This window comes from Azospirillum sp. A26 (genome assembly GCF_042604635.1).
GTDB lineage: Bacteria > Pseudomonadota > Alphaproteobacteria > Azospirillales > Azospirillaceae > Azospirillum > Azospirillum palustre.
This window is the reverse complement of sequence record NZ_CP170472.1, coordinates 640639-662806: the sequence shown is the minus strand read 5'-3', so window position 1 is coordinate 662806 and position 22168 is coordinate 640639. Positions and strand designations below refer to the sequence as shown.

Here is a 22168-nt window from a genome sequence, read left to right as displayed (position 1 = left end):
GGGGAGAGGGGATCCGCTTTGGGGAGAGGGTGTGTTTTACGCCCCCGTCACCTTCGTCCGGGTCCGCTTGACCGGCGCCGGGGGCGGGGCGTCGCCGGTGGGGTCGTCCAGCGCGCTCAGCAGGCGTTCCTTGATCTTCGCCAGCTTGCCGTCATGCGTCACCTTCAGGCCGAAGACGTCCTTCACATAGAAGACGTCGATGGCCTTCTCGCCGAAGGTCGAGACCTTGGCCGAGCTGATCTGCAGGGTCAGGTTCGACAAGGCACGCGTCAGGTCGTAGAGCAGGCCGGGACGGTCGCGGCCGTTCACCTCGATCACCGTGTGGGTGGTGGAGGCGTTGTTGTCGATCAGCACGCGCGGCGGCACATGGAAGACGCGGGTGCGGCTGGCATGGGGCGTGCGGCGGGTCGACAGGTCGTTCAGCGGCTTCAACTGGCCCGACAGCACCTTCTCGATCATCACCGACAGCTTGGCGAGCTTGTCGCCGCTCTCGAAGGCTCCGCCGCCGGCGGCGTCCTGCACCGAGAAGACGTCGAGCGCCATGCCGTTGGTCATGGTGAAGATGCGGGCATCGACGATGTCGGCACCGCAGGCCGCCAGCGCCCCGGCGAGGCGGGAGAACAGGCCGCTGTGGTCGGTGGCGTAGATCGTCACCTCCGTCACCGCCCGGCCGCGGTCGACGCGGGTCTCCACCGTCAGTGGGCGCTGCGCCCGCTCCGCCTCGCGGACGATGCGGGCCTGATGGGCCAGCGTGTCGGTGTCGAAGGCCAGCCAGTAGCCGGGGTAGCCGAGGCCCTTTTGATGCTCGAAGGCCGCCTCGTCGAAGTCGGTCAGCTCGGCGCGCAGGGCGGCCTGGGAGGCCTGGATGCGCCGGCCGCGGCCCTCCACCGTCATGCCGCCCGACATCAGCTCCTCGGAACGGTTGTAGAGTTCGCGGAGAAGCGTGGCCTTCCAGTTGTTCCAGCGCTGCGGGCCCACCGCGCGGATGTCGGCCACCGTCAGCACCAGCAGCAGGCGCAGGCGCTCCGGCGACTGGACCAGCGCCACGAAGTCGCGGACGGTCTTGTCGTCCTCCAGGTCGCGCTTGAAGGCGGTGTGCGACATGGCGAGGTGCCAGCGCACCAACCACGCCACGGTTTCCGTCTCCTCCGCCGTCAGGCCGAGCCGCGGGCAGAGCTTCTCGGCGACGCGGGCGCCCAGCACCGAATGGTCGCCGCCGCGGCCCTTGGCAATGTCGTGCAGCAGGACGGCGACGTAGAGCGCCCGCTTGGAGACGACCTTGTGGATCACCTCGGTGGACAGCGGCAGCTCGTCGGCATGGTCGCCCGACGCGATCTTGTGCAGGATGCCGAGAGCGAACAGCGTGTGCTCGTCCACCGTGTAGACATGGTACATGTCGTACTGCATCTGCGCGACGACCCGGCCGAAGTCGGGGATGAAGCGGGCCATCACGCCCGCCTCGTTCATCCGGCGCAGCGTGATCTCCGGATCCTTCGGCCCGGTCAGGATGTCGAGGAAGAGCCGGTTGGCATCCGGATCGTTGCGCAGCTTCGGGCCGATGGCCGACAGCGACCGGGTGATGGAGCGCAGCGCCGCCGGGTGGATGTCGATGTCGTTCATCTGCGCGGTGTGGAACAGCCGGATCATGTCGATCGGCTGCTCCTTGAACTGCTTGTCGCTGCGGGCGTTCAGCCGCTCGCCGTCGACGATGAAGCCGTCCACGTCCTTGCGCCGGGCGACCGAGGCCAGACGCAGCAGGTTGAACCTGGGCGGACGCTTCGATTCCGCTTCCAGCGCCGCGCAGAAGATGCGCGTCAGGTCGCCGACATCCTTGGCGACCAGGAAGTAATGCTTCATGAAGCGCTCGACGCCCTTGGTGCCGGCATGGTCGGTATAGCCCATGGCGGCGCCGATGCTGGTCTGGACGTCGAAGGTCAGGCGGTCTTCCAGCCGGCCGGTCAGGTAATGCAGGTGGCAGCGCGCGGTCCACAGGAAGTTCTGCGCCTTGGCGAAGCGCTGCGCCTCCTCCGGCGTCAGCACATGCTTGCCGACCAGCTCGTCGACTCCCTCGACGCGGTAGAGGTACTTGGCGATCCAGAACAGGGTCTGGAGATCGCGCAGGCCCCCCTTGCCGTCCTTCAGGTTGGGTTCCAGCACATAGCGGCTGTCGCCCATCTTCAGGTGGCGGTTGTCGCGCTCGGCCAACTTGGCCTCGACGAATTCGGGACCGGATCCTGCGACGACCTCCTTGTCGTAGCGCTTGCGCAGCTCGGCGAACAGCTTGCCCGGCCCCCAGAGATAGCGGGATTCGAGGATCGCCGTGCGGATGGTGACGTCGGCCTTGGACTGGCGGATGCACTCGTCGATGCTGCGCACGGCATGGCCGACCTTCAGCCCGAGATCCCACAGGATGTAGAGCATGTATTCGACCACCTGCTCCACCCGCGGCGTGCGCTTGTAGGGCAGCAGGAACAAGAGGTCGATGTCGGAGAAGGGCGCCAGCTCGCCGCGGCCGTAGCCGCCGGTGGCCACCACGTCGAACACCTCGCCCGAGGTCGGGTTGGCGGTGGGGAAGATGAAGCGGACGGTGAAATCGGCGAGCGTGCCGACCACGCGGTCGGCGAGGTAGCAGTTCTCCCGCACGCACTGCTCGCCCGAGCCGCCGGCATCGAAGCGCCGCCGCACCTCCGCCCTGCCCTCGGCCAGCGACTTGCGCAGGCAGGCGATCAGCGCCGGGCGCAGCTTGTCGCCGGTGCCGTGCTCGGCGACCAGATCCTCAAGCTCCCCCGACAGCTTGCGGCGGGAGATGATGGCGCGCTTGTTCGGGATGGCGGGCGCCGGGGCATCGGCCGGGGCCGGCGTCTTGGAGCGGGAGGACAGCATCGGTCAGGAAAAACCTCGGCGTTCGCGCGGTCCGGACGGGCCGCACCGTTCGCACTATAGCGTTAAAGCCATCAGGTAGCACGATCAGGTAGCGCGTCCAGGATCGAATCCCGGCGCAGGGCGCGGCCCGACCTTTCCGCGCGGCGACCGGACCGCAGAAGTTGTGTGCCGACCGCGCCGGCGGCCTCATTGCAAGGACGGTCATCCACTAGCTATCGCCTAACGCTGCCTATCGCTTTAGGGGAGGATTTCACTGGACCAATACCCCCTTTTAAAGTAAGAAAATTCGCTTCGCAGGAGAAGGTTCCTGCAATTTACGTCTCAATTTTCCAGTTCTGACGGTTTTCCTCAACTTCGCGGAGTCATTGGAAGATGAATGGCATGTCTCTGAAATTTTTGCAGAACTCCCTGCTTTCCTTGGCTCTCGTCGTTGGCCTTTCGGCCTGCAATCAGAATCGCGCAAACACCACGCTCGATTCCACCCCAGCCGCGCAAGCGCCGGTGAAAATCAATTTCGCCGCCATCAAGTTAAGGAACACCGTCAACCCCGAAGAAGTGATCCTGATCGACAACGGCCAGCAAAAATCGATGCAGTACCTCACACCGCAGTTGCGGACGGCCGTGCGGGCCTTGGGTTTTGGTGGTGTCGGACAATATGCGGTGCTGAGAGGCGTTCGCGCGACGCTGCGCCTGACCGGCAAGCAGCCGATGTTCGTGATCGCCGTTCCCAGCAATGCCCAGCCCGAGAGTTACTTCACGCTGGCCAATTTCGCCGTGCGCGACAACGGAACCCGCGAGGTCATCGTCGGCGGCGGCTATATGAGCTACTCCACCGGCGTGAACAAGGACCGCGTCGTTCCGACCTCGGTCGAGAAGATGCCGGATCAGTCGAAGGCCCCGAAAGGCTCCATCCTCTACGCGGTGGCGGTGAACGCTCCCCTGAACGAGGGCGAATACGCGATGATCTTCTACAACAGCCAAGTCCGCGCGGTCGGTTTCGCTGCGGGCGCCATGGACAGTTACTTCGATTTCGGCGTGGACAAATAATCCGTTCGCCGGCCGGCAAAATTGGGAATCCTCGCGCCGATTAGAGTGATGGGACGAGAGAATCCCGATTAGGGGCCCTGATCAGGGGATTGATCCGGACTTAACTCGATGCCGCCCCCCAGGCTGGCGGTGCGGACTGCCGCCAGTTTCCGGAAAATGCCACCGAAACGCCGACAGGTGCGGCCCCGGCGTCAGGAGTGTGGGGAAGCGACCGCGCTCCCGACCCTCGACGCCGGATCGGTGGGCACGAACGCCCGCACTGAAAAAAGCGCCACCAGCGCCGCTGATGCCTCCGGTTGTGACCGCCGTCACAGCGGCACCGCCATCGCTTCGTCAAACTGATCCCGTGTGGAGCGTAATGCGGGAGACGGGCCATGACCGGCCGGACGAGCACGGGACGCGCGGCGGAGACATCGGCGAAGGAGACATCGCTGAAGGGACGGCGGGAGCTGGCGGCGCTGAACGACGCGCTGGCGCTGGCCGAACGCGGGCTGGGACGGCAGACGGTGGCGGCGCTGATGGCGCGGCTGCTGCGGGTGGCGGCGATGTTCCCGCGCTCGGTGGACGACACGCTGATGTGGCAGGTGACCGACCTCGTCACCGGCGACGATCTGTCGGACGGGGTGAAGCTGACGCTGATCCGCATGGGATGGGCGTCCATCGTCCAGGCACAGTACCGGGCGCACGGGCTGCGGATGGTCGCCACCCCGAAGCGCCGGCAGGCCGCCGCGGCGTAAGGTGAAGGGCCGGACCGCAAAGGGCGAGACCGGCAGGAATGGGCAGGCAGAAGTTGCCCGGCGGCAGGGGCCGCCGCCCCGGCGGATGCCCCCAAGCCCCTGAAACGGAAAGATTTCCCGTTCGGCGTTGAAATTGCATCGCGTTCTGCACTGCCGGCAGATGCTGTCCGGCGGCGGCGCAACCGACAGCGGGACCACCGCGATGCAAGTCAACGGCTACAGCGGCTACTCGAACCCCCTCTACACCCAGTCGCAGACGGCGGCCGCGCGCAAGGGCTGGGGCAGCAGTGCCGGCCCCACCACCGACACCGACGCGGTCAACGCCTTCCTGAAGGAATCGAAGAAGACGCCGGCCGAGCGGATCCGCGACGACTGGCTCGCCCGTCACAAGATGACCGAGGACGAGCTGAAATCGATGCCGTCGGAAAAGCGGGAGGCGGTCGAGAAGGAAATCGCCGAGGAGCTGAAGCGGAAGCTGACGGGGCAGGACGCCAAGCGCGGCGCCGTGATGAACCTGACCGCCTGACGTTCACCCCCTCCCCGCCTGCCCGTTCCGGTTCCGTCACGCGTCGCGGACGCTCACATGCACGTTGCCGCCGCCTTCGCGATCCAGCAGGGCGGAGGCCTGCGCCTCGCGCTCCGCCGTCTCGACGCGCACCCACAGGATGATGCCGCCGGCCTCCAGCGCGCGGGAGAACTCGTCGGGCTTGGGATGACTGGTCAGCTCGTCCAGATAGTCCTTGATCGCCACGCCGCCGACGCCGGCCGCGACCAGCGCCGCCAGCGCCGCCTCGATGGGGCCGCCGACGATGGCGATCAGGCCGGCGGTGGTCAGGGGGAAGGCGTATTTCAGCTCGCCCACCAGACCGGTCAGCGCCTCGTCGCGCGGGCGGTATTTCGGGTCGGCGGCCTCCAGCGAGGTGTGGCTGGCCAGGACCGACAGGTCGGCGCGGTCGAAATCGGCTGCCAGCAAGGCCTCCACCGCGCGGTCGAACGCGGCGCGGGTGGCGAAGAGGGCAACGACCTCCCGCACCTCGGCTGGCACGGTCTCCTCGGTCAATTGCGTCATGATGGCCGTCTCCCTAATTTTCAGCTTTCCCTATTGTAGCGACCGGCGGCGCGCGCCCGTCAACCGCAACAGGGACGTGGACCCGAGTCGTTTGTGCGCGTCCCATTGTCCCAGGCTCGGCAAAGCCGCCTATCCCGCGGCTGCATATCCCGTGATAGGGTGCGCATCCGAAACAACACCCATCCAAGGCTTCGTGGTTCCCGTGTCCGACATCGCAGAAATCGTCATCCCGCCCGACGCCACGCCGATGATGGCGCAGTATCTGGAGATCAAGCAGGCGCATCCCGATTGCCTGCTGTTCTACCGGATGGGCGACTTCTACGAGATGTTCTTCGAGGATGCGGTCAATGCCGCGGCGGCGCTGGACATCGCGCTGACCAAGCGCGGCCAGCATCTGGGCGAAGACATCCCGATGTGCGGCGTGCCGGTGCATTCCCACGAGAATTACCTGCAACGCCTGATCCGCCAGGGCTTCCGCGTCGCCATCTGCGAACAGATGGAAGACCCGGCCGAGGCGAAGAAGCGCGGGGGCAAGTCGGTGGTGAAGCGCGGCGTCATCCGCATCGTCACCCCCGGCACCCTGACCGAGGACAGCCTGCTCGACGCCCGCTCCTCCAACTGGCTGGCGGCGGTGGCGGAGACGGCGGGCGGGCTGGGGCTGGCCTGGCTGGAGATGTCCACCGGCGAGCTGGTGGTGCAGCCGGTCGAGCGGACAGGACTTGGCGCGGCGCTGGGGCGGCTCGACCCGCAGGAGGTGCTGATCTCCGAGAAGCTGAGCCAGACGCCGGAGCTGTTCGAGCTGTGGGGCGAATGGAAGTCGCGGCTGACCATCCAGCCCACCCCGCGCTTCGACAGCGAGAACGGCAAGCAGCGCCTGCTGACCCAGTATGGCGTCGGCACGCTCGACGCCTTCGGCACTTTCAGCCGGGCGGAGGTCGCGGCGGCCGGTGCGCTCGTCGGCTATGTCGAGCTGACGCAGAAGGGGCGCGTGCCCCGGCTGTCGCCGCCGCGCCGGCTGGGGCCGGGGGCGGTGATGGAGATCGACGCCTCCACCGCGCGCAATCTGGAACTGACGCGGACACTGAACGGGGAGCGGCGCGGCAGCCTGCTCGCCACCATCGACCGCACGGTGACGGGGGCCGGCGCCCGGTTGCTCTGCGCCCATCTGACCTCGCCGCTGACCGATCCCGCCGCCATCGGCCGCCGGCTCGACATGGTGGAATTCGCGCTTACGGGTGAGCGGCTGCGGGCTGAGTTGCGCGGCGCCTTGCGCAGCTGTCCCGATCTGGAACGGGCGCTGTCGCGGCTGACGCTGGGGCGCGGGGGCCCGCGCGATCTGGCGGCGATCCGCGACGGGCTGCGGCAGGCCGGGCTGATCAGGGAACTGCTGGCCGGCGCCATGCCGCTGCCGGACGGGCTGGCGGCGCTGGACAAGCGGCTGGGCGCGCATTCGGAACTGGTCGACCAGCTGAGCCAGGCGCTGGCGCCGGAGCTGCCGCTGCTGGCCCGCGACGGCGGATTCATCGCGCGGGACTACAGCTATGCGCTCGACGAGCTGGTGACTCTGCGCGACGAGAGCCGGCGGCTGATCGCCGGCTTGCAGACGAAATACGCCGAGATCGCCGGGGTGCCGTCGCTGAAGGTCAAGCACAACAATGTGCTGGGCTATCACATCGAGGTCACCGCCGCCCATGCCGACAAGCTGATGTCGGAGCGGGGCCGCGAGGTCTTCATGCACCGCCAGACCATGGCGAACGCCGTGCGTTTCGGCACGGTGGAGCTGTCGGACCTGGAGCGCCGCATTTCCGAGGCCGCCGACAAGGCTCTGGCGGTGGAGCTGGAGCTGTTCGCCGGGCTGGTCGAGGCGGTCGCCGGCAAGGCCGACGCCATCGCCCAGGCGGCGCATGCTTTGGCGGCGCTGGACGTCGCCACCTCGCTGGCCGAACTGGCGGAGGAGCGGCGCTACAGCCGGCCGCTGGTGGACGACAGCCTCGCCTTCTCGATCACCGGCGGGCGGCATCCGGTGGTGGAGGCGGTGCTGGTCGCCGCCCATGGCGGGCCGTTCGTGGCCAACGACTGCGATCTGGCGCCGGACAACCGGCTGTGGCTGCTGACCGGTCCGAACATGGCCGGTAAATCGACCTTCCTGCGGCAGAACGCGCTGATCGCGATCCTGGCGCAGATGGGCGGCTTCGTGCCGGCGGAACGGGCGCATATTGGGGTGGTCGACCGGCTCTACAGCCGCGTGGGTGCGGCCGACGATCTGGCGCGCGGGCGCTCCACCTTCATGGTGGAGATGGTGGAGACGGCGGCGATTCTGAACCAGTCGGGCGCGCGGGCCCTGGTGATTTTGGACGAGATCGGGCGCGGGACGGCGACGTTCGACGGGTTGTCCATCGCCTGGGCCTGCGTCGAGCATCTGCACGACGTGAACCGCTGCCGGGCGCTGTTCGCCACGCATTATCACGAGTTGACGATGCTGGCGTCGAAGCTGCCGGCGCTGTCCTGCCACACCATGCGCATCAAGGAATGGCAGGGCGACGTGGTGTTCCTGCACGAGGTGACGGCGGGGGCGGCGGACCGCAGCTATGGCATCCACGTCGCCAAGCTGGCCGGGCTGCCGCCGGCGGTGGTCGGGCGGGCCGACGAGGTGCTGAAGCTGCTGGAATCGGGCGACCAGAACGCGACGATCCACCGGCTGGCCGAGGATCTGCCGCTGTTCAGCGCGGCGCTGAAACGGCCGGCGCCAAAGGCCGACGCGGCGGTGGCAGCGGTGCCCGCGGGGCCTTCGGCGGTCGAGGTGGCGCTGGCGGGGATCGACCCGGACAGCTTGACGCCGCGGCAGGCGCTGGAGGAGCTGTACCGGCTGCGCGGGATGGTGCGCTGATTTCTCTCAGGATCCCTTCTCCCCCGCCCCAAATCCAATGGGGGGAGAAGGTTAGGATGAGGGGGTTCGGCGCAGCCGAAGGGATCCTCGAAGCGGATCCCCCTCACCCCGACCCTCTCCCCGGGGGGAGAGGGGGAATCCCTCATTGCGCCTGAACCAACTCCCCGTGCTTCTCGCAGCCGGCCTCGGCCAGTTCCACGAAGCGTTCGGTCACGTCGTCGGGCTGGGCGACCTTCGTCGGATCCTCGCCGGGGAAGGCCTGAGTGCGCAGCTTGGTCGCCACCACGCCGGGGTCGAGCAGGTTGACGCGGACGGTGGAGGAGGCGACCTCCATCGCGTAGGTCTTCACGATCATCTCCAGCGCCGCCTTGCTGGCGCCATAGGGCATCCAGTAATGGTGCGGCGCCTTGGCGGCGGCCGAGGTCACGAAGATGGCGCGGCCGGTGCCCGACGCGCGCAGCAGCGGGTCCATCGAGCGGATCAGCCGGTAGTTCGCCGTCACGTTCAGGTCCATCACCCGCGACCACAGCTTCGGATCGTACTGGGCGACCGGGCCGAGAGCCTCCAGGGCACCGGCATTGCCGACGACCACGTCCAGCTTGCCGAAGCGCTGGTAGAGCGCATGGCCGAGCTGGTCGATCTTGTCGTAGTCGCGCATGTCCATCGGCACCAGGGTCGCCGACTGGCCGGAGAGCTTCTGGATGGCGTCGTCGGTCTCCTCCAGCCCGCCGACCGTGCGGGCGACCAAGACCAGATGGGCGCCTTCGGCGGCGAAGCGCTTGGCGACGGCGGCGCCGATGCCGCGCGAGGCGCCGGTGACGAGGGCGATGCGGCCGGAGAGACGGGACATGGGGACGACTCGTTTCCTGGGATTATTGTTCGTTCACATATGAAAAACCCTCTCCCAGGACGGGAGAGGGTTTTGAGGTCAGGCGCGGACCGGGACGTTCGACTCGACCGGCGGCTGGTCCAGCGCGTCGGTCAGCGGGATCGGGTAGTCGCCGGTGAAGCAGGCGTCGCAATAGCCGAGCTTGGCCGGGTCGCGCTTCTCGTCGCCCATGGCGCGGTAGAGGCCGTCGAGCGAGATGAAGGCGAGGCTGTCGGCCTGGATGAACTCGCGCATCTGTTCCACCGTCATGCGGTGGGCCAGCAGCTTGCCCTGCTCCGGCGTGTCGATGCCGTAGAAGCAGGGGTGCGAGGTCGGCGGGCTGGAGATGCGCATATGCACCTCCTTGGCCCCGGCGGCGCGCACCATCTCGACGATCTTCTTCGACGTGGTGCCGCGGACGATGCTGTCATCCACCAGAATGACGCGCTTGCCCTCGATCATCGCGCGGTTGGCGTTGTGCTTCAGCTTCACGCCGAGATGGCGGATCTGGTCGGTCGGCTCGATGAAGGTGCGGCCGACATAATGGTTGCGGATGATGCCGAGGTCGAAGGGCACGCCGGCTTCCTGGGCGTAGCCCAGCGCCGCGGGCACGCCGCTGTCCGGCACCGGCACGATCACATCGGCGGGAACCCCGGCCTCGCGGGCCAGCTCACGGCCGATGCGCTGGCGCGCCTCATAGACGGAGGTGCCTTCCATCACACTGTCGGGGCGGGCGAAGTAGATGTATTCGAAGATGCACAGACGGCGCTGCTGCGGCTGGAACGGGCGCAGGCTGTGGACGCCGCTGTCGTCGATGACGATCATCTCGCCCGGCTCGACGTCGCGGACATAGTCGGCGCCGACGATGTCGAAGGCGCAGGTCTCGCTCGCCAGGATGTAGGTGTCGCCGAGCCGGCCCAGCACCAGCGGACGGACGCCCAGCGCGTCACGCACGCCGATCACCTCCTTGGAGGTCAGCGCCACCAGGGAGAAGGCGCCCTCGACCTGCCGCACCGCCTCGATCAGCCGGTCGACCGGCGAGCCGCCGCGGGCGGTCGCCATCAGGTGGACGATGACCTCGGTGTCGGTGGAGGACTGGAACAGGCAGCCGCGGCGGACCAGCTGGCGGCGCAGCGTCTGGGCGTTGGTCAGGTTGCCGTTGTGGGCCAGCGCGAAGCCGCCGAATTCGAAATCGGCATAGAGCGGCTGGACGTTGCGGATCGAGGTGTCGCCGGTGGTGGCGTAGCGCACATGGCCGATGGAGCTGCCGCCCTTCAGCTTGGCGATGATCGCCTCGGAGCTGAAATGGTCGCCGACCAGGCCCAGCGTGTGCTGGAGGTGGAACCGGCCGCCGTCGAAGCTGACGATGCCCGCCGCCTCCTGCCCGCGGTGCTGCAGGGCATGCAGGCCCAGCGCCGTGATGGCGCCCGCCTGCGGGTTGCCGTAGATGCCGAACACGCCGCACTCTTCGCGCAGCTTGTCGTCGTCGAACGGATGCGTCGTCAGCATCACCAGAAGTCCTTCGTCCAAGAGGCGCCGTCGGCGCGCGTCAGCACATGCAACGGAAAAAACCACGGTCCCACAAACGTCAATCGCGCCAAAACCGAGCGGTCAAGCTCAGCGGGCGTTGTTCTGCATCAGCCTTTCAAGATCGGCGCGATCGCGGTCCTTATAACCGGTATCGGGCGCCTGCGCACCCCCGGTCTTCGCGGGGCTGGGCACCGGCGTCGACAGGCGGTCGAGCGCCTGCTTGGCCTCCATCGCCTGACGCGCACGGTCGCGCGCCATGTCCATCTGGCCGAGACCTTCCTTGCGCAGATTTTCCGGCACGAAGGCGTAGAGCGTTTCCGCCCCCATCGCCAGGAAGGGCCGGGTCTTCGCCTGCTGGAGCCAGACCGGCTGTTCGGCCTGGTTCGGCACCAGCCACAGGAAGAACAAATAGGCGATGGAAACCAGAATCCCGCCCTTCACCAGACCGAAGGCGAAGCCCAGCGTGCGGTCCAGCGCCGACAGCGCCGACGCCTGCACGCCGCGCGACAGGCTGCGCCCCAGCAGCGACAGCACGATCAGCGCGACGATGAAGATGCCGACCGCCGAGGCGGCATAGGCCAGCATCTCGAAGCGGATGTAGATCTGCGCATAGGGCAGGACATGGGGCAGCGCATAGAGCGTGACGATCGCCGCGCCGGCCCAGGCGGCGACCGACACCAGTTCGGCGACGAGGCCGCGGCTGAAGGCGAGCAGTGCGGCCAGAAGCAGCACGGCGATGACGACGATGTCCACCGGATTGACGGGAAGAGTGTCCATGACCCCTGTGCCGATTGCCTGTACCGATTGATGAGGTGCCGTTCTAAGGCGGAATTGCGGTCAGATGTATTCGTCGTCGCGCGAGCGGCGCCTGTCGTTGTCGTCATGGCCGCGCCTGGACGGCGGCCGGCCGGAGGAGCCCTGCGGCTGGAACAGCGGCATCAGCTCGCCCAGCTGCTGGAGTTCGACGGTCTTGAGGCCGTTGTCGCCGCGGCTGCCCTTCTTGCCGGCGCGCCGGGCCGGGAAGATGGCGGAGGAGAAGCCGAGCTTCGCCGCCTCCTTCAGCCGCGTGTCGGTCTGGCTCACGGCGCGGACCTCGCCCGACAGGCCGAGTTCGCCGAACACCACCGTGTCGGCCGGCACCGGCTCCCCGGTCAGCGACGACACCAGCGCGGCGGCGACGGCGAGGTCGGCGGCCGGTTCGGTGATGCGCAGGCCGCCGGCCACGCTCAGATAGACGTCATTGGCGCCGATCTGCACGCCGCAGCGCGCCTCCAGCACCGCCAGCACCATGGCGAGGCGGGCCGAATCCCAGCCGACCACGGCGCGGCGCGGCGTGCCGAGCGGCGACGGGGCGACGAGCGCCTGCACCTCGACCAGCACGGGGCGGGTGCCCTCCATCCCGGCAAAGACGGCGGCACCCGACACATCGCCGCGGCGTTCGGCCAGGAACAGGGCGGACGGGTTGGCGACTTCGCCCAGCCCGGCGTCGCCCATCTCGAACACGCCGATCTCGTCGGTCGGGCCGAAGCGGTTCTTGACGGCGCGCAGGATGCGGAACTGGTGGCCGCGCTCGCCTTCGAAATAGAGGACGGTGTCTACCATGTGCTCCAGCACGCGGGGACCGGCGATCATGCCTTCCTTGGTGACATGGCCGACCAAAAGCAGGACGATGCCGCGCCGCTTGGCGACGCGGATCAGCTCCTGCGCGCTGGCGCGGACCTGGGCGACGGTGCCGGGGGCGCTGTCCAGATTGTCCATATACATGGTCTGGATCGAATCGATGACGATCACCTCCGGACCCTTGGCGTCGTCCAGCGAGGCGACGATGTCGCGCACGCTGGTGGCCGACGCCAGATCGACGGGGGCGGTGGCGCAGCCGAGACGCTGGGCGCGCAGCCGGACCTGATCGACCGCCTCCTCGCCCGAGACATAGGCGCAGCGGTGATCCTGCGACAGCCGGGCCATCGCCTGGAGCAGAAGGGTCGACTTGCCGATGCCGGGATCGCCGCCGATCAGGATGGCCGAGCCGGGGACCAGCCCGCCGCCGCAGACGCGGTCGAACTCGGCGATGCCGGTCATCCGCCGCGGCGGCGCCTCGCTGGAGCCGTGCAGCCCGACGAAGTCGATGCGGCGGCCGCGGGCGGCGCCCAGCCCCTTGGGCGCGCTGTCGGGCGCGGCCTCCTCGACGAGGCTGTTCCATTCGCCGCAGGCGTCGCACTTGCCCGCCCATTTGGGGAAGGAGGCGCCGCAAGCCTGGCAGACATATCGGGTGATGGGCTTCGCCAAAGGTCTGGTAGTCCAATGGGGATAGGGCCCGCCACATATAGCAAGCCATTCCGCCGAATCCTACGATTGCAGGGGTGGAATGCAGGGGCTTTTTTCAGACGGGTGGCGTGATAGGTTGCTGGCGGTTTCCGGACCAACGAAACGATAAGAGGAAGGAGTCCCCTCTCCCCCCCGGGGAGAGGGTTAGGGTGAGGGGGTCGCGTGGCGGCCCTTACCCGAGAATCCAACCTGTGCATCCCCCTCACCCCGACCCTCTCCCCGGGGGGGAGAGGGGGATAACGTGAAAAGAGGATTTACGTGACGGATGACGGTTTGATGGACAAGGATGGACGGCGGATCGTTCTGCACGGTCCGGAAGAGTTCGCGGCGCTGCGCAAGGCCTGCCGGCTGGCGGCAGAGACGCTGGACTACATCGCGCCCTTCGTGGTGCCGGGCGTCAGCACCGGGCGACTCGACAAGCTGATCGAGGAGTTCCAGCGCGACCACGGCGGCATTCCGGCGACGCTGGGCTATCAGGGCTATCCGGCCTGCAGCTGCATCTCGCCCAACCATGTCGTCAACCACGGCATCCCCAGCGACGACAAGAAGTTGGTCGAGGGCGACATCGTCAACATCGACGTCACCGTGATCCTCGAGGGCTGGTACGGCGACAGCAGCCGCATGTATTTCGTCGGCGACAAGATCGGCGTGAAGGCGCGCAAGCTGGTCGACCTGACCTATCGCTGCATGATGGCCGGCATCGCCCAGGCCAAGCCCGGCAACCATCTGGGCGACATCGGCCATGCCATCCAGACGATGGCGGAGGCGGCGCGCTGCTCCGTCGTGCGCGATTTCGGCGGTCACGGCATCGGGCGGGAGTTCCACGGCGCCCCGCACGTCGATCATTTCGGCAAGCCCGGCACCGGCGTGGAGCTGCGCCCCGGCATGGTCTTCACGGTCGAGCCGATGATCAACGCCGGCCGACCCGAGGTGAAGATCCTGTCCGACGGCTGGACCACGGTCACCCGCGACCGCTCGCTGTCGGCACAGTTCGAGCACCAGATCGGCATCACCGAGGACGGCTGCGAGATCTTCACCCTCTCCCCCGCCGGCTACACCCAGCCGCCCTACGGGAGCGCCGCATGAGCGACGACCAGAAGCAGGGCGAACAGAAGCCTTGGGACGTGCTCGGCAGCCGCGAGCTGCTGGACGCCAGCCCGTACCTGAAGGTGCGGGCGGAGACGGTCCAACTGCCGGATGGGCGGACGGTCGAGAATTTCTACCAGATCGACCAGCCCGACTTCGCCCTGATGTATGTGGAGACCGAGGACGGCAAGGTCGTGATGCTGCGCACCTACAAGCATGGGCCGCGCCGCGTCAGCCTGACATTCCCGGCCGGCGCCATCGAGCCCGGCGAGGATCCGCTGACCGCCGCCAAGCGGGAGCTGCTGGAGGAAACCGGCTATGCCGCCGACGACTGGACGGCGCTGGGCGGCTTCGTGGTCGGGGCGAACTCGAAGGGCAGCACCTGCCACATGTTCCACGCCAAGGGCGCCCGCAAGGTGGCGGAACCGGACCAGGGCGATCTGGAGGACATGCGGATCGAGCTGCACAGCGCCCGCGAGCTGATCGACGCGGCGGCCCAGGGCGACTATGCGGTTCTGCCGGTGATCGCCATGCTGGGAGCCATGCTGCTGCCCGAACTGCGCGAGGGGCTGGGCATGGCGGCGCGGAGCACGCGATGACGGATGATACGCCGACCGCCGAGCGGCTGATCGACCTGCTGGGATTGCAACCGCATCCGGAGGGGGGCTTCTACGCCGAGACCTGCCGTGCGCCGGGCGATGGCGGGCGCGGGGCGGTGACGGCGATCTATTTCCTGCTGAAGGCTGGGCAGCGGTCGCATTGGCACACGGTGGATGCCGTGGAAATCTGGCTCTGGCACGGCGGCGCACCGCTGGAGCTGTCGATTTATCAGGATGGCGGGACGGTCGAGCGCCGCCGGCTGGGGATGGACATCGCCGGCGGCGAGCGGCCGCAGGCGGTGGTGCCGGTGGGGGCCTGGCAGGCGGCGCGGAGCCTGGCCGACGGGCCGGACGGCTGGTCGCTGGTGAGCTGCACCGTGGCGCCGGCCTTCGAGTTCGCCGGGTTCCGGATGGCGCCGGAGGGATGGGAGCCGGCGGAAAAGCTGTGAGGGGCGGATGACCGTCCACTCGCCCGGATCGCTCACGCCCAGATCGCTCGGCCCTTGATCGTCCGGGCGCAGGGCCGGGAGATCAGGCGATGGCCGGCGCGGCCTGCGTGCGGACCATGTCGGCCAGCGCCTCGGGCGCCATCGGGCGGCCGAACAGGTAGCCCTGCATCAGGTCGCAGCCGACCGACACCAGGAAATCGCGCTGCTCCGCCGTCTCCACCCCTTCCGCAACCGTGGTCAGGCCAAGGCCGTGCGCCATGCCGACGGCGGCACGGACCAGCGCGTTGCTCTTCGGATTTTCCGGCACGTCGATGACGAAGGCGCGGTCGATCTTCAGCTTCGCCACCGGCAGCTGCTGCACATAGCTGAGCGAGGAATAGCCGGAGCCGAAATCGTCGATGGCCGCCTGGATGCCGAGATCGGCCAGCTCGCCCAGCGTCCGCACCGCCACCTTCAAATCGCGCACCGCCGCCTGTTCGGTGATCTCCAGCCCGAGATGGCTGCGCAGCGACGGATGCTCGCACAGCAACTCCTCCAGGCGCAGCGTGAGGTTGCCGCGCAGGAACTGCTGGCCGGAGATGTTGAGGAAGACGCGGTCGGGCAGCACGCCCTCCACCTCCCAGGCCGTCATCTGGGCGATGGCGGTGGACAGCACCCAGTCGGTGATCGGCACGATCAGGCCGCTTTCCTCGGCGACCGGGATGAATTCCCCGGGCGAGACCGGCCCCAGCGCGTGATGGTCCCAGCGCAGCAGCGCCTCCGCCGAGCGGACCCGGCCGGCCTTGTCGACGATGGGCTGGTAGACGAGGCGCAGTTCGTTCCGTTCGATCGCGTGGGTCAGATGCATGGTCAGCATCATCCGCCGCGTCGCCGCCGCAGCCATTTCCGGCGTGTAGAAGCAGATGGCGTTGCCGCCATTGTGCTGAACCGCCTGCAAGGCCAGCTTGGCCTTGGCGTTCAGATCCTCCAGCGTGCTGACCGTCTCGTCCTGCACCGCGGCGCCGACCGACAGCCGCAGCCGCACCCAATGGCGGTCGGCGTAGATTGAGGCGGTCAGCCGGTCGTGCAGCACCCCGGCCAGCGTGCGCGCCTGATCGGCGTCGGCCACCCGTGACAGCGCTGCGAATTCGTCGGCGGCGATGCGGCAGATGATGGTGTTGGGCGGCAGCACCTCGGTCACCCGGCTGACCATCGCCTTCAGCGCGGCATCGCCGACATGGAAGCCGAAGGCTTCGTTCACGTCGCTGAACTGGTCGACGTCCAGGGCGAACAGCGCGAACAGACCGCCTCCCGCACCGCCATTTGCGTTGCCGCCCTCCGGCCCGTCGGCGCGGTGGCCGGCGAACAGCGCCTCGCACTCCTCCAGGAAGGCGGTGCGGGTCAGAACGCCGGTCAGCGGGTCGTGCCGCGCAAGGTAGGAGGCACGCTGCTCCGCCGCCAGACGGTCGGAAATGTCGCGGATGATGCCGACGAAGGTGACGGTGTCGCCCATCCGCGCCTCACCGACGCTGAGATGGATGGGGAACACCGTGCCGTCCTTGCGCTGGCCCAGCGTGTCGCGGCCGATGCCGATGATCTTGGCCCGCTCGGTCCGCATATAGGTGTCGACATAGCGGCTGTGGTCGCGGGAGAAGGGCGGCGGCATCAGGATGGTCATGCTGCGCCCGACCAGCTCGCTGTCCTCATAGCCGAACAGGCGGCAGCAGGCGCGGTTGATCGAGCGGATGACGCCGCTGCGGTCGGACACGATGATGCCGTCCACCGCCGCGTCCAGCAGGGTGGCGACGAAGCTGTCGCGGCAGGTCACGAACTCGGCGATGCGGTCGGGATCGCCGGTCTGGTGAAAGGTGCCGAGATAGCCGAGGATCGTCCCGACGCCGTCGCGATGGGCGGTCACGCTGCCGCTGAGAATCGAGCGGCGGCCGTCGCAGCCGACCGTCGGGCAATCGACCGGGGCGGAGCCCTGCGCCTGAGACTGGCCCAGGGAGGTGATGGCGGCGCCCAGCGCCGTGGTCACGGGATGATCGATGGCGGCGAGCGGCCGGCCGACCAGTTCCGCCGGGGAGCGGTCGAGCGCCGCGGCGAAATGGCGGTCGGCATGCCGGCACACGCGGTCGCGGTCCAGATAGACCAGCGCCATCCCGCCCGCCATCCCGCCCGCCATCCCGCCATCGTCGAGCAGGCTGGCGGCCAGCGAGGCCAGGAAGGCCGGATCGCGCGGCATCCCGGCGGCTTCCGCCGCGCCGGACCCGCTGCATTCGGAACCGTTCATCTGATCCGCCGGTTGTAGGTCCACGAAGCGATCCGTTTCTTCTGTCCGGCCCGAAAGACGGACCTCGTGATGCATCGCCGGGATCCCGGCTGACCGAATTCGGATACCCGACGGTGGTATTATGACCCCGTCCGGCATCTTTTCCAACGCCAAGCGGACGCGTAAAGGCAGGACATTTCCGCAACCCTGTCGCCGTGATGCATTCGCACTCTAACGGTTAGAGGCCGAAGTACGATTGACATGGTTCAATGCGGGCCGCGGTTTCGGAGATAGACGCGCACCGTCCGCCGCACCACTACAGCTTTCGCGCGTGTGGCCTGCGACAATTCGGGGGCATCGGGTCCGGCGTGCTGGACCTTCGGCGGTATACGCCCCAAGATATTCGCCAGCACCATTCGGCAGCACCGCCGATCCGGGAACCCTCCCGGCATTTTTCAGCCAGCCCCGTGTCTTTGTGCCTGATGGAGGAATAAACCGCAGGTCCCAGGCGTTTTTCCTGACAATGGCCGCAACAACCGACCCAGAAGTCGGCTGGCGCCGGCACGTCGGGTCCGCCAACGGTCCGCGGTTCGACAAAAAACGATTGGGAGCATTCCGTCATGACCAACGCATTCAGCCAGATCCGACACTCCGACGGCCGTGCATACTACCAGGGCACCCCGCTGTCCCTGGCCGATGCGCAGATCATGCTCAACGACGACATCCTGCGTCGCCGGGTGCGCGTCGGGGCCTATCTGCGGGTGGATGACGGCCGGCTGGTGCTGGTCAACGGCCCTGCCCTGCACCCTTGGGTCAGCCGACCGGCGTCGGCGCTCAGCCCCCGCGCGGCCCGGCCAGAATAAGCGCCGCACCGGCCAGACAGATCAGCGCGCCGGCCGCGTCCCAGCGGTCGGGCCGCGCCCCCTCGACCAGCCACAGCCAAAGCAGCGACGCCGCGATGTAGACGCCGCCATAGGCTGCATAGGCCCGCCCGGCGAACTCCGCGTCGGCCCGCGTCAGCAGCCAGGCGAACAGGCACAGGCTGGCCACGCCCGGCAGGGCCAGCCACGCGCTGCGGTCCAGCCTGATCCAGGCCCAGAAGGCGAAGCAGCCGGCGATCTCCGCCAGCGCCGCCGCGCCGTACAGCGCCAGCGTCGCGCCCTGTGTCCGCTCCATCCGCCCGTCCACCGTCCCCCTTGTGCCGTCGGCAGGATGCTGACGGCCTTGTCCTTCGGCGTCAATAGGTTGCGGGCCATTGCAACCCGCCACAGCTCGTTTCAATTTGCTGTCCTGATATTACAGTGCATTCATGGACTTGGCTGGGGGTGCGGCATAGATTCGCTGGGCAGGAGGCATACTATGATGCTCATAGACGCTACCGACCCGATGCGGGATGCCATCGAAACGATCCGGGCCACCGATGTGATTTCGGAGTCGCAGAAGCGCATCCTGTTCCAGGGGCTGGAAGCGTTGCGGAACCGGCATTGTCCGGACCCGCGTCCGATGACGGGCCGTTGCGAAGAGTGCCTGTCCCGCAGCCGCTGCCTGCCGGCGGTGCTGGATCTGCTCGGTTCCTGACCAAGACCAGGGGGGGGAACGCTGAGTGCGCCTGACGCTTGATGACGAAGCCACGCTCTGTTCCGTCGAGATTCTGGCGGAGGCGGTCGAAATGGCCTTCGTCCCCGGTATCCTCGAACTGCGCACCCTGCGCGATTCCCTGAACGATGCGCTGCACACCCGATCCCCCGCAGCGGTGAAGCTGGCCTTCAGCGCCTTCAGCCGGATCGACCGCGATTTCCGCAATCAGATCACCCATCACGCCCTCCAGCTGGCGGCCCTGCGCCGTCACAGCGCCGGGCCGATGCGCCGCGACCTGCCGGTCGACGGCAGCGTGCCGGCGCGCTCGGCCGGCCGCGGGATCGACGGACCACGCCGGGCGTGATGGGCCGCGCCGGACTTGAGCCCAGCATGAGCTTGGGGGGCGGGCCGTTTGTCTTTCGTGTATTATTTTTAATGGACCCTTTTGCCTTCCGTTCCGTTGTCCATGCATAACCAACACACATGAGGTTGCCACCATGGACAAGGATCGCATCGAGGGCGCTGCCCGTTCCATCAAGGGTGCCATCAAGGAAGCCGCCGGCAAGCTGACCGGCGACACCAAGACCGAGGCCGAGGGCCGTGGCGAGAAGGCGGCCGGCAAGGTGCAGAACACCGTCGGCGGTGCCAAGGATGCCGTGCGCGACACGCTGAAGTAACCGCCGAAGCGATCCCGGCGCCCGCAAGGGTTTGCCGACCCGGCGTAACCATCGGACGCCCCGGTCCCGCATTTCGATGCAGGGCCGGGGCGTTCGCATGTTCTCGCCCCGCCGGGAGAGCGCCCGTGGCGGTGGCAGTTGCGATTGCAGCGGCGATTGCAGCGGCGACGCCCAAGCCGGAAATGGGCTGTTGCCGCCCTTCCCTCCCCTATCTATGATGCGCCGCCCCGGCCGGATGGCCGAACGACGCGCTTAGATTCGGGTCCCATGCTCCAGTTCATCCGCAATTTCGCCGGCTCCTGGGTCGTCAAGATCCTGTTCGTGCTGTTGATCCTCAGCTTCGGCATCTGGGGGATCGGCGACGTGTTCCGCTCCACCACGCCCACCACCGTCGCCGAAGTCGGCAAGGTGGAGATCGGGCAGCAGGCGCTGGACCAGGAATTCCGCCGGCAGATGGAACGGCTGCGCCCGATGTTGGGCGGCAACCTGACCGCCGAGCAGGCCAAGCGCTTCGGCCTTCTGGAACAGTCGCTGCAATCGCTGATCCAGCGCACGCTGTTCGACCTCGCCGCCGCCGACATGGGCATCGCCGTCGGGCCGGAGGTGGTCCGCCTGCGCATCGCCGACGAGCCGGCCTTCCGCAACCAGCAGGGCCGGTTCGACCCCAACATCTTCCGGTCGGTGCTGCGCAACAACCAGCTGACCGAAGACGGCTATGTCGCGATGATCCAGCGCGAAACCGCGCGCCAGCTGGTCGCCGGCGCAGTGTCGGCCGGCCTGACCCCGCCGCAGCCGCTGGTGCAGGACCTCTACCGCTATCGCGGCGAAAAGCGCGTGGCGGAGGTGGTGACCCTGCCCAACGCCTCCATCGGCGACGTCGGCGTGCCCGACGACGCGACGATCAAGCAGGCCTACGACGACCATCAGGTCCGCTTCACCGCCCCGGAATACCGCGCCCTCACGGTCGCCCGCCTGTCGCCCGACGCGCTGGCGAAGGACATCAAGATCGACGACGCCCAGCTGCGCAAGGCGTACGAGGAGCGCGCGAACGAATTCGGCGCCCCGGAAAAGCGCTCGGTCCAGATGGTGGTGACCGACGACGAGGCGAAGGCCAAACAGATCGCCGACGCCGCCAAGGCCAAGGGTCTGGCCGAAGCCGCCAAGGACGCCGGCGTCGAGCCGGTGACCCTGGACAACATCGCCAAGGCCGACCTGCCGGAGATCGGCGACGCCGCCTTCGCGCTGGAGCCGGGCAAGCCCTCCGACCCGATCAAGAGCGCGCTCGGCTGGCACGTCATGGCCGTCACCGGCGTCACCCCGGCCTCGACCAAGAGCTTCGAGGATGTGCGGGACCAGCTGGCGGCCGAGCTGAAGAAGGAGCAGGCGCTCGATTCCGTCTTCTCCATCGCCAACCGGGTCGAGGACCAGCTGGCCAGCGGCGCGTCGCTCGACGAGGTCGCCCAGGCCCAGGGTCTGGTGGTGAGCAAGGTCGCCGCCATCGACAGCACCGGCAAGGCCCCGGACGGCAAGGACGCCGCCCCGGACCTGCCCGGCCTGAAGGCGCTGCTGCCGAACGTCTTCCAGTTGAAGACCGGCGCCGCCACCAACCTGACCGAGGGCGAGGGAAGCAACTTCACCGCCATCCGCGTCGACAGCGTGATCCCCGCCGCCGTCCGTCCGCTGGCCGACGTGCGCGAGCAGGTCATCGCCGACTGGCAGCAGGAACAGCGCGCCGAGCGCGCCGCCAAGAAGGCGGAGGAGATCGCCGCCAGCCTGAAGCAGGGTGCGGAGGCTGCGGCCCAGGACATCGCCACCCAGGCCGGCGCCACCTTCGCCATGACCAGCCCCTTCACCCGCGACGCCCAGGCGGTCCAGGGCCTGCCGGCCGAGCTGGTCGCCAAGCTGTTCGCCGCCAAGCCGAACGAGGTCGTCACCGGCAACACCGCCGATGCCCAGGTGGTCACCCGCCTGAAGGAGATCATCCCGGCCGATCCGAAGGCCGCCGACGCCGATCTGGCGCCGGTCCGCGCCGCGGTCGAACAGGGGATGGAGGGCGATCTGGTGGCGGAGTTCACCAACGCGCTGCGCGACAAGTACCCGGTCCGCATCCATCGCCAGCGCATCGACCAGTTCTTCGCCAGCAACTGAGGCTTCGGCGCAGCCGACAGCAATCCAAGAGGTC

General features: G+C 68.1%; 20 protein-coding genes. 12 read left to right on the top strand and 8 right to left on the bottom strand.

The features are described 5' to 3' along the window. Positions 1-36 precede the first annotated feature (36 nt). Positions 37-2883 (bottom strand): [protein-PII] uridylyltransferase, encoded by a 2847-nt coding sequence (locus ABNQ39_RS03615; protein WP_376959012.1) that lies wholly within the window; start codon positions 2881-2883, stop codon positions 37-39. Positions 2884-3255: 372 nt separating this feature from the next. Here ABNQ39_RS03615 and ABNQ39_RS03610 point away from each other — a divergent pair, with 372 nt between their 5' ends. The 3 genes from ABNQ39_RS03610 (at position 3256) to ABNQ39_RS03600 (ending at position 5193) form a co-directional block, all read left to right on the top strand. Then, positions 3256-3930 (top strand): hypothetical protein, encoded by a 675-nt coding sequence (locus tag ABNQ39_RS03610; RefSeq protein ID WP_376959010.1) that lies wholly within the window; start codon positions 3256-3258, stop codon positions 3928-3930. Between the two features lie 374 nt (positions 3931-4304). Next, complete coding sequence (locus tag ABNQ39_RS03605; protein ID WP_376959008.1) at positions 4305-4667, top strand: hypothetical protein; 363 nt, start codon at positions 4305-4307, stop codon at positions 4665-4667. Positions 4668-4800: 133 nt separating this feature from the next. Next, a complete protein-coding gene (locus tag ABNQ39_RS03600; RefSeq protein WP_376959006.1) occupies positions 4801-5193 on the top strand; it encodes a hypothetical protein in 393 nt (130 codons plus the stop codon). Between the two features lie 36 nt (positions 5194-5229). Here ABNQ39_RS03600 and ABNQ39_RS03595 read toward each other — a convergent pair whose 3' ends face one another. Then, entirely contained in the window at positions 5230-5736 is a 507-nt protein-coding gene (locus ABNQ39_RS03595) for a hypothetical protein (protein WP_376959004.1), read from the bottom strand. Positions 5737-5983: 247 nt separating this feature from the next. On the opposite strand from ABNQ39_RS03595, the gene mutS reads away from it, so the two are divergent. Next, on the top strand, positions 5984-8623 hold the full coding sequence (gene mutS / locus ABNQ39_RS03590; protein WP_376959752.1) for a DNA mismatch repair protein MutS: 2640 nt from the start codon (positions 5984-5986) through the stop codon (positions 8621-8623). A gap of 142 nt (positions 8624-8765) precedes the next feature. Here mutS and ABNQ39_RS03585 read toward each other — a convergent pair whose 3' ends face one another. The 4 genes from ABNQ39_RS03585 to radA all read right to left on the bottom strand — a co-directional run bounded on the left by ABNQ39_RS03585 (position 8766) and on the right by radA (position 13307). After that, positions 8766-9473 (bottom strand): SDR family NAD(P)-dependent oxidoreductase, encoded by a 708-nt coding sequence (locus ABNQ39_RS03585; RefSeq protein ID WP_376959002.1) that lies wholly within the window; start codon positions 9471-9473, stop codon positions 8766-8768. Positions 9474-9551: 78 nt separating this feature from the next. Then, on the bottom strand, positions 9552-11000 hold the full coding sequence (gene purF, locus ABNQ39_RS03580; protein WP_376959000.1) for an amidophosphoribosyltransferase: 1449 nt from the start codon (positions 10998-11000) through the stop codon (positions 9552-9554). A gap of 108 nt (positions 11001-11108) precedes the next feature. Next, positions 11109-11798, bottom strand: a complete 690-nt coding sequence (locus ABNQ39_RS03575; protein WP_109049259.1) for a CvpA family protein — start codon at positions 11796-11798, stop codon at positions 11109-11111. A 60-nt stretch (positions 11799-11858) separates the two neighbouring features. Next, positions 11859-13307: a DNA repair protein RadA gene (gene radA / locus ABNQ39_RS03570; protein WP_376958998.1), complete on the bottom strand. Its 1449-nt coding sequence runs from the start codon at positions 13305-13307 to the stop codon at positions 11859-11861. Between the two features lie 315 nt (positions 13308-13622). Between radA and map the strand changes: the two genes are divergently transcribed. The 3 genes from map to ABNQ39_RS03555 are packed head-to-tail and all read left to right on the top strand — an operon-like array spanning position 13623 to position 15480. Beyond that, positions 13623-14432, top strand: coding sequence for a type I methionyl aminopeptidase (gene map / locus ABNQ39_RS03565; RefSeq protein WP_376958996.1), 810 nt, complete (start codon positions 13623-13625; stop codon positions 14430-14432). Further along, a complete protein-coding gene (locus ABNQ39_RS03560) occupies positions 14429-15031 on the top strand; it encodes an NUDIX hydrolase (RefSeq protein WP_376958994.1) in 603 nt (200 codons plus the stop codon). Before map ends, ABNQ39_RS03560 begins: the two co-directional genes overlap by 4 nt. Beyond that, positions 15028-15480 carry a cupin domain-containing protein gene (locus tag ABNQ39_RS03555; protein WP_376958992.1) on the top strand — a complete coding sequence of 151 codons (453 nt, stop codon included), beginning with the start codon at positions 15028-15030 and terminating at the stop codon, positions 15478-15480. The genes ABNQ39_RS03560 and ABNQ39_RS03555 overlap by 4 nt, the downstream gene beginning before the upstream one ends. A gap of 82 nt (positions 15481-15562) precedes the next feature. Here the strand turns inward: ABNQ39_RS03555 and ABNQ39_RS03550 are convergent, their stop codons facing one another. Then, positions 15563-17752: a putative bifunctional diguanylate cyclase/phosphodiesterase gene (locus ABNQ39_RS03550; RefSeq protein WP_376958990.1), complete on the bottom strand. Its 2190-nt coding sequence runs from the start codon at positions 17750-17752 to the stop codon at positions 15563-15565. A 599-nt stretch (positions 17753-18351) separates the two neighbouring features. Between ABNQ39_RS03550 and ABNQ39_RS03545 the strand changes: the two genes are divergently transcribed. Then, positions 18352-18594, top strand: a complete 243-nt coding sequence (locus tag ABNQ39_RS03545) for a hypothetical protein (protein WP_174469726.1) — start codon at positions 18352-18354, stop codon at positions 18592-18594. Here the strand turns inward: ABNQ39_RS03545 and ABNQ39_RS03540 are convergent. Continuing rightward, positions 18566-18907 carry a YnfA family protein gene (locus ABNQ39_RS03540; RefSeq protein WP_376958988.1) on the bottom strand — a complete coding sequence of 114 codons (342 nt, stop codon included), beginning with the start codon at positions 18905-18907 and terminating at the stop codon, positions 18566-18568. The two genes, ABNQ39_RS03545 and ABNQ39_RS03540, sit on opposite strands and share 29 nt — an antisense overlap. Before the next feature lie 183 nt (positions 18908-19090). Here ABNQ39_RS03540 and ABNQ39_RS03535 point away from each other — a divergent pair, with 183 nt between their 5' ends. From ABNQ39_RS03535 to ABNQ39_RS03520, 4 genes are all read left to right on the top strand, one after another. Continuing rightward, positions 19091-19309: a hypothetical protein gene (locus tag ABNQ39_RS03535; RefSeq protein ID WP_376958986.1), complete on the top strand. Its 219-nt coding sequence runs from the start codon at positions 19091-19093 to the stop codon at positions 19307-19309. 25 nt (positions 19310-19334) lie between these two features. Next, a complete protein-coding gene (locus tag ABNQ39_RS03530) occupies positions 19335-19673 on the top strand; it encodes a hypothetical protein (protein ID WP_376958984.1) in 339 nt (112 codons plus the stop codon). A 133-nt stretch (positions 19674-19806) separates the two neighbouring features. Further along, the gene (locus tag ABNQ39_RS03525) at positions 19807-19986 is read left to right on the top strand and encodes a CsbD family protein (protein ID WP_109051108.1); all 180 of its coding nucleotides are present in this window, start codon (positions 19807-19809) and stop codon (positions 19984-19986) included. 267 nt (positions 19987-20253) lie between these two features. Further along, positions 20254-22134: a peptidylprolyl isomerase gene (locus ABNQ39_RS03520; RefSeq protein WP_376958981.1), complete on the top strand. Its 1881-nt coding sequence runs from the start codon at positions 20254-20256 to the stop codon at positions 22132-22134. The last annotated feature ends 34 nt before the right edge of the window (positions 22135-22168 follow it).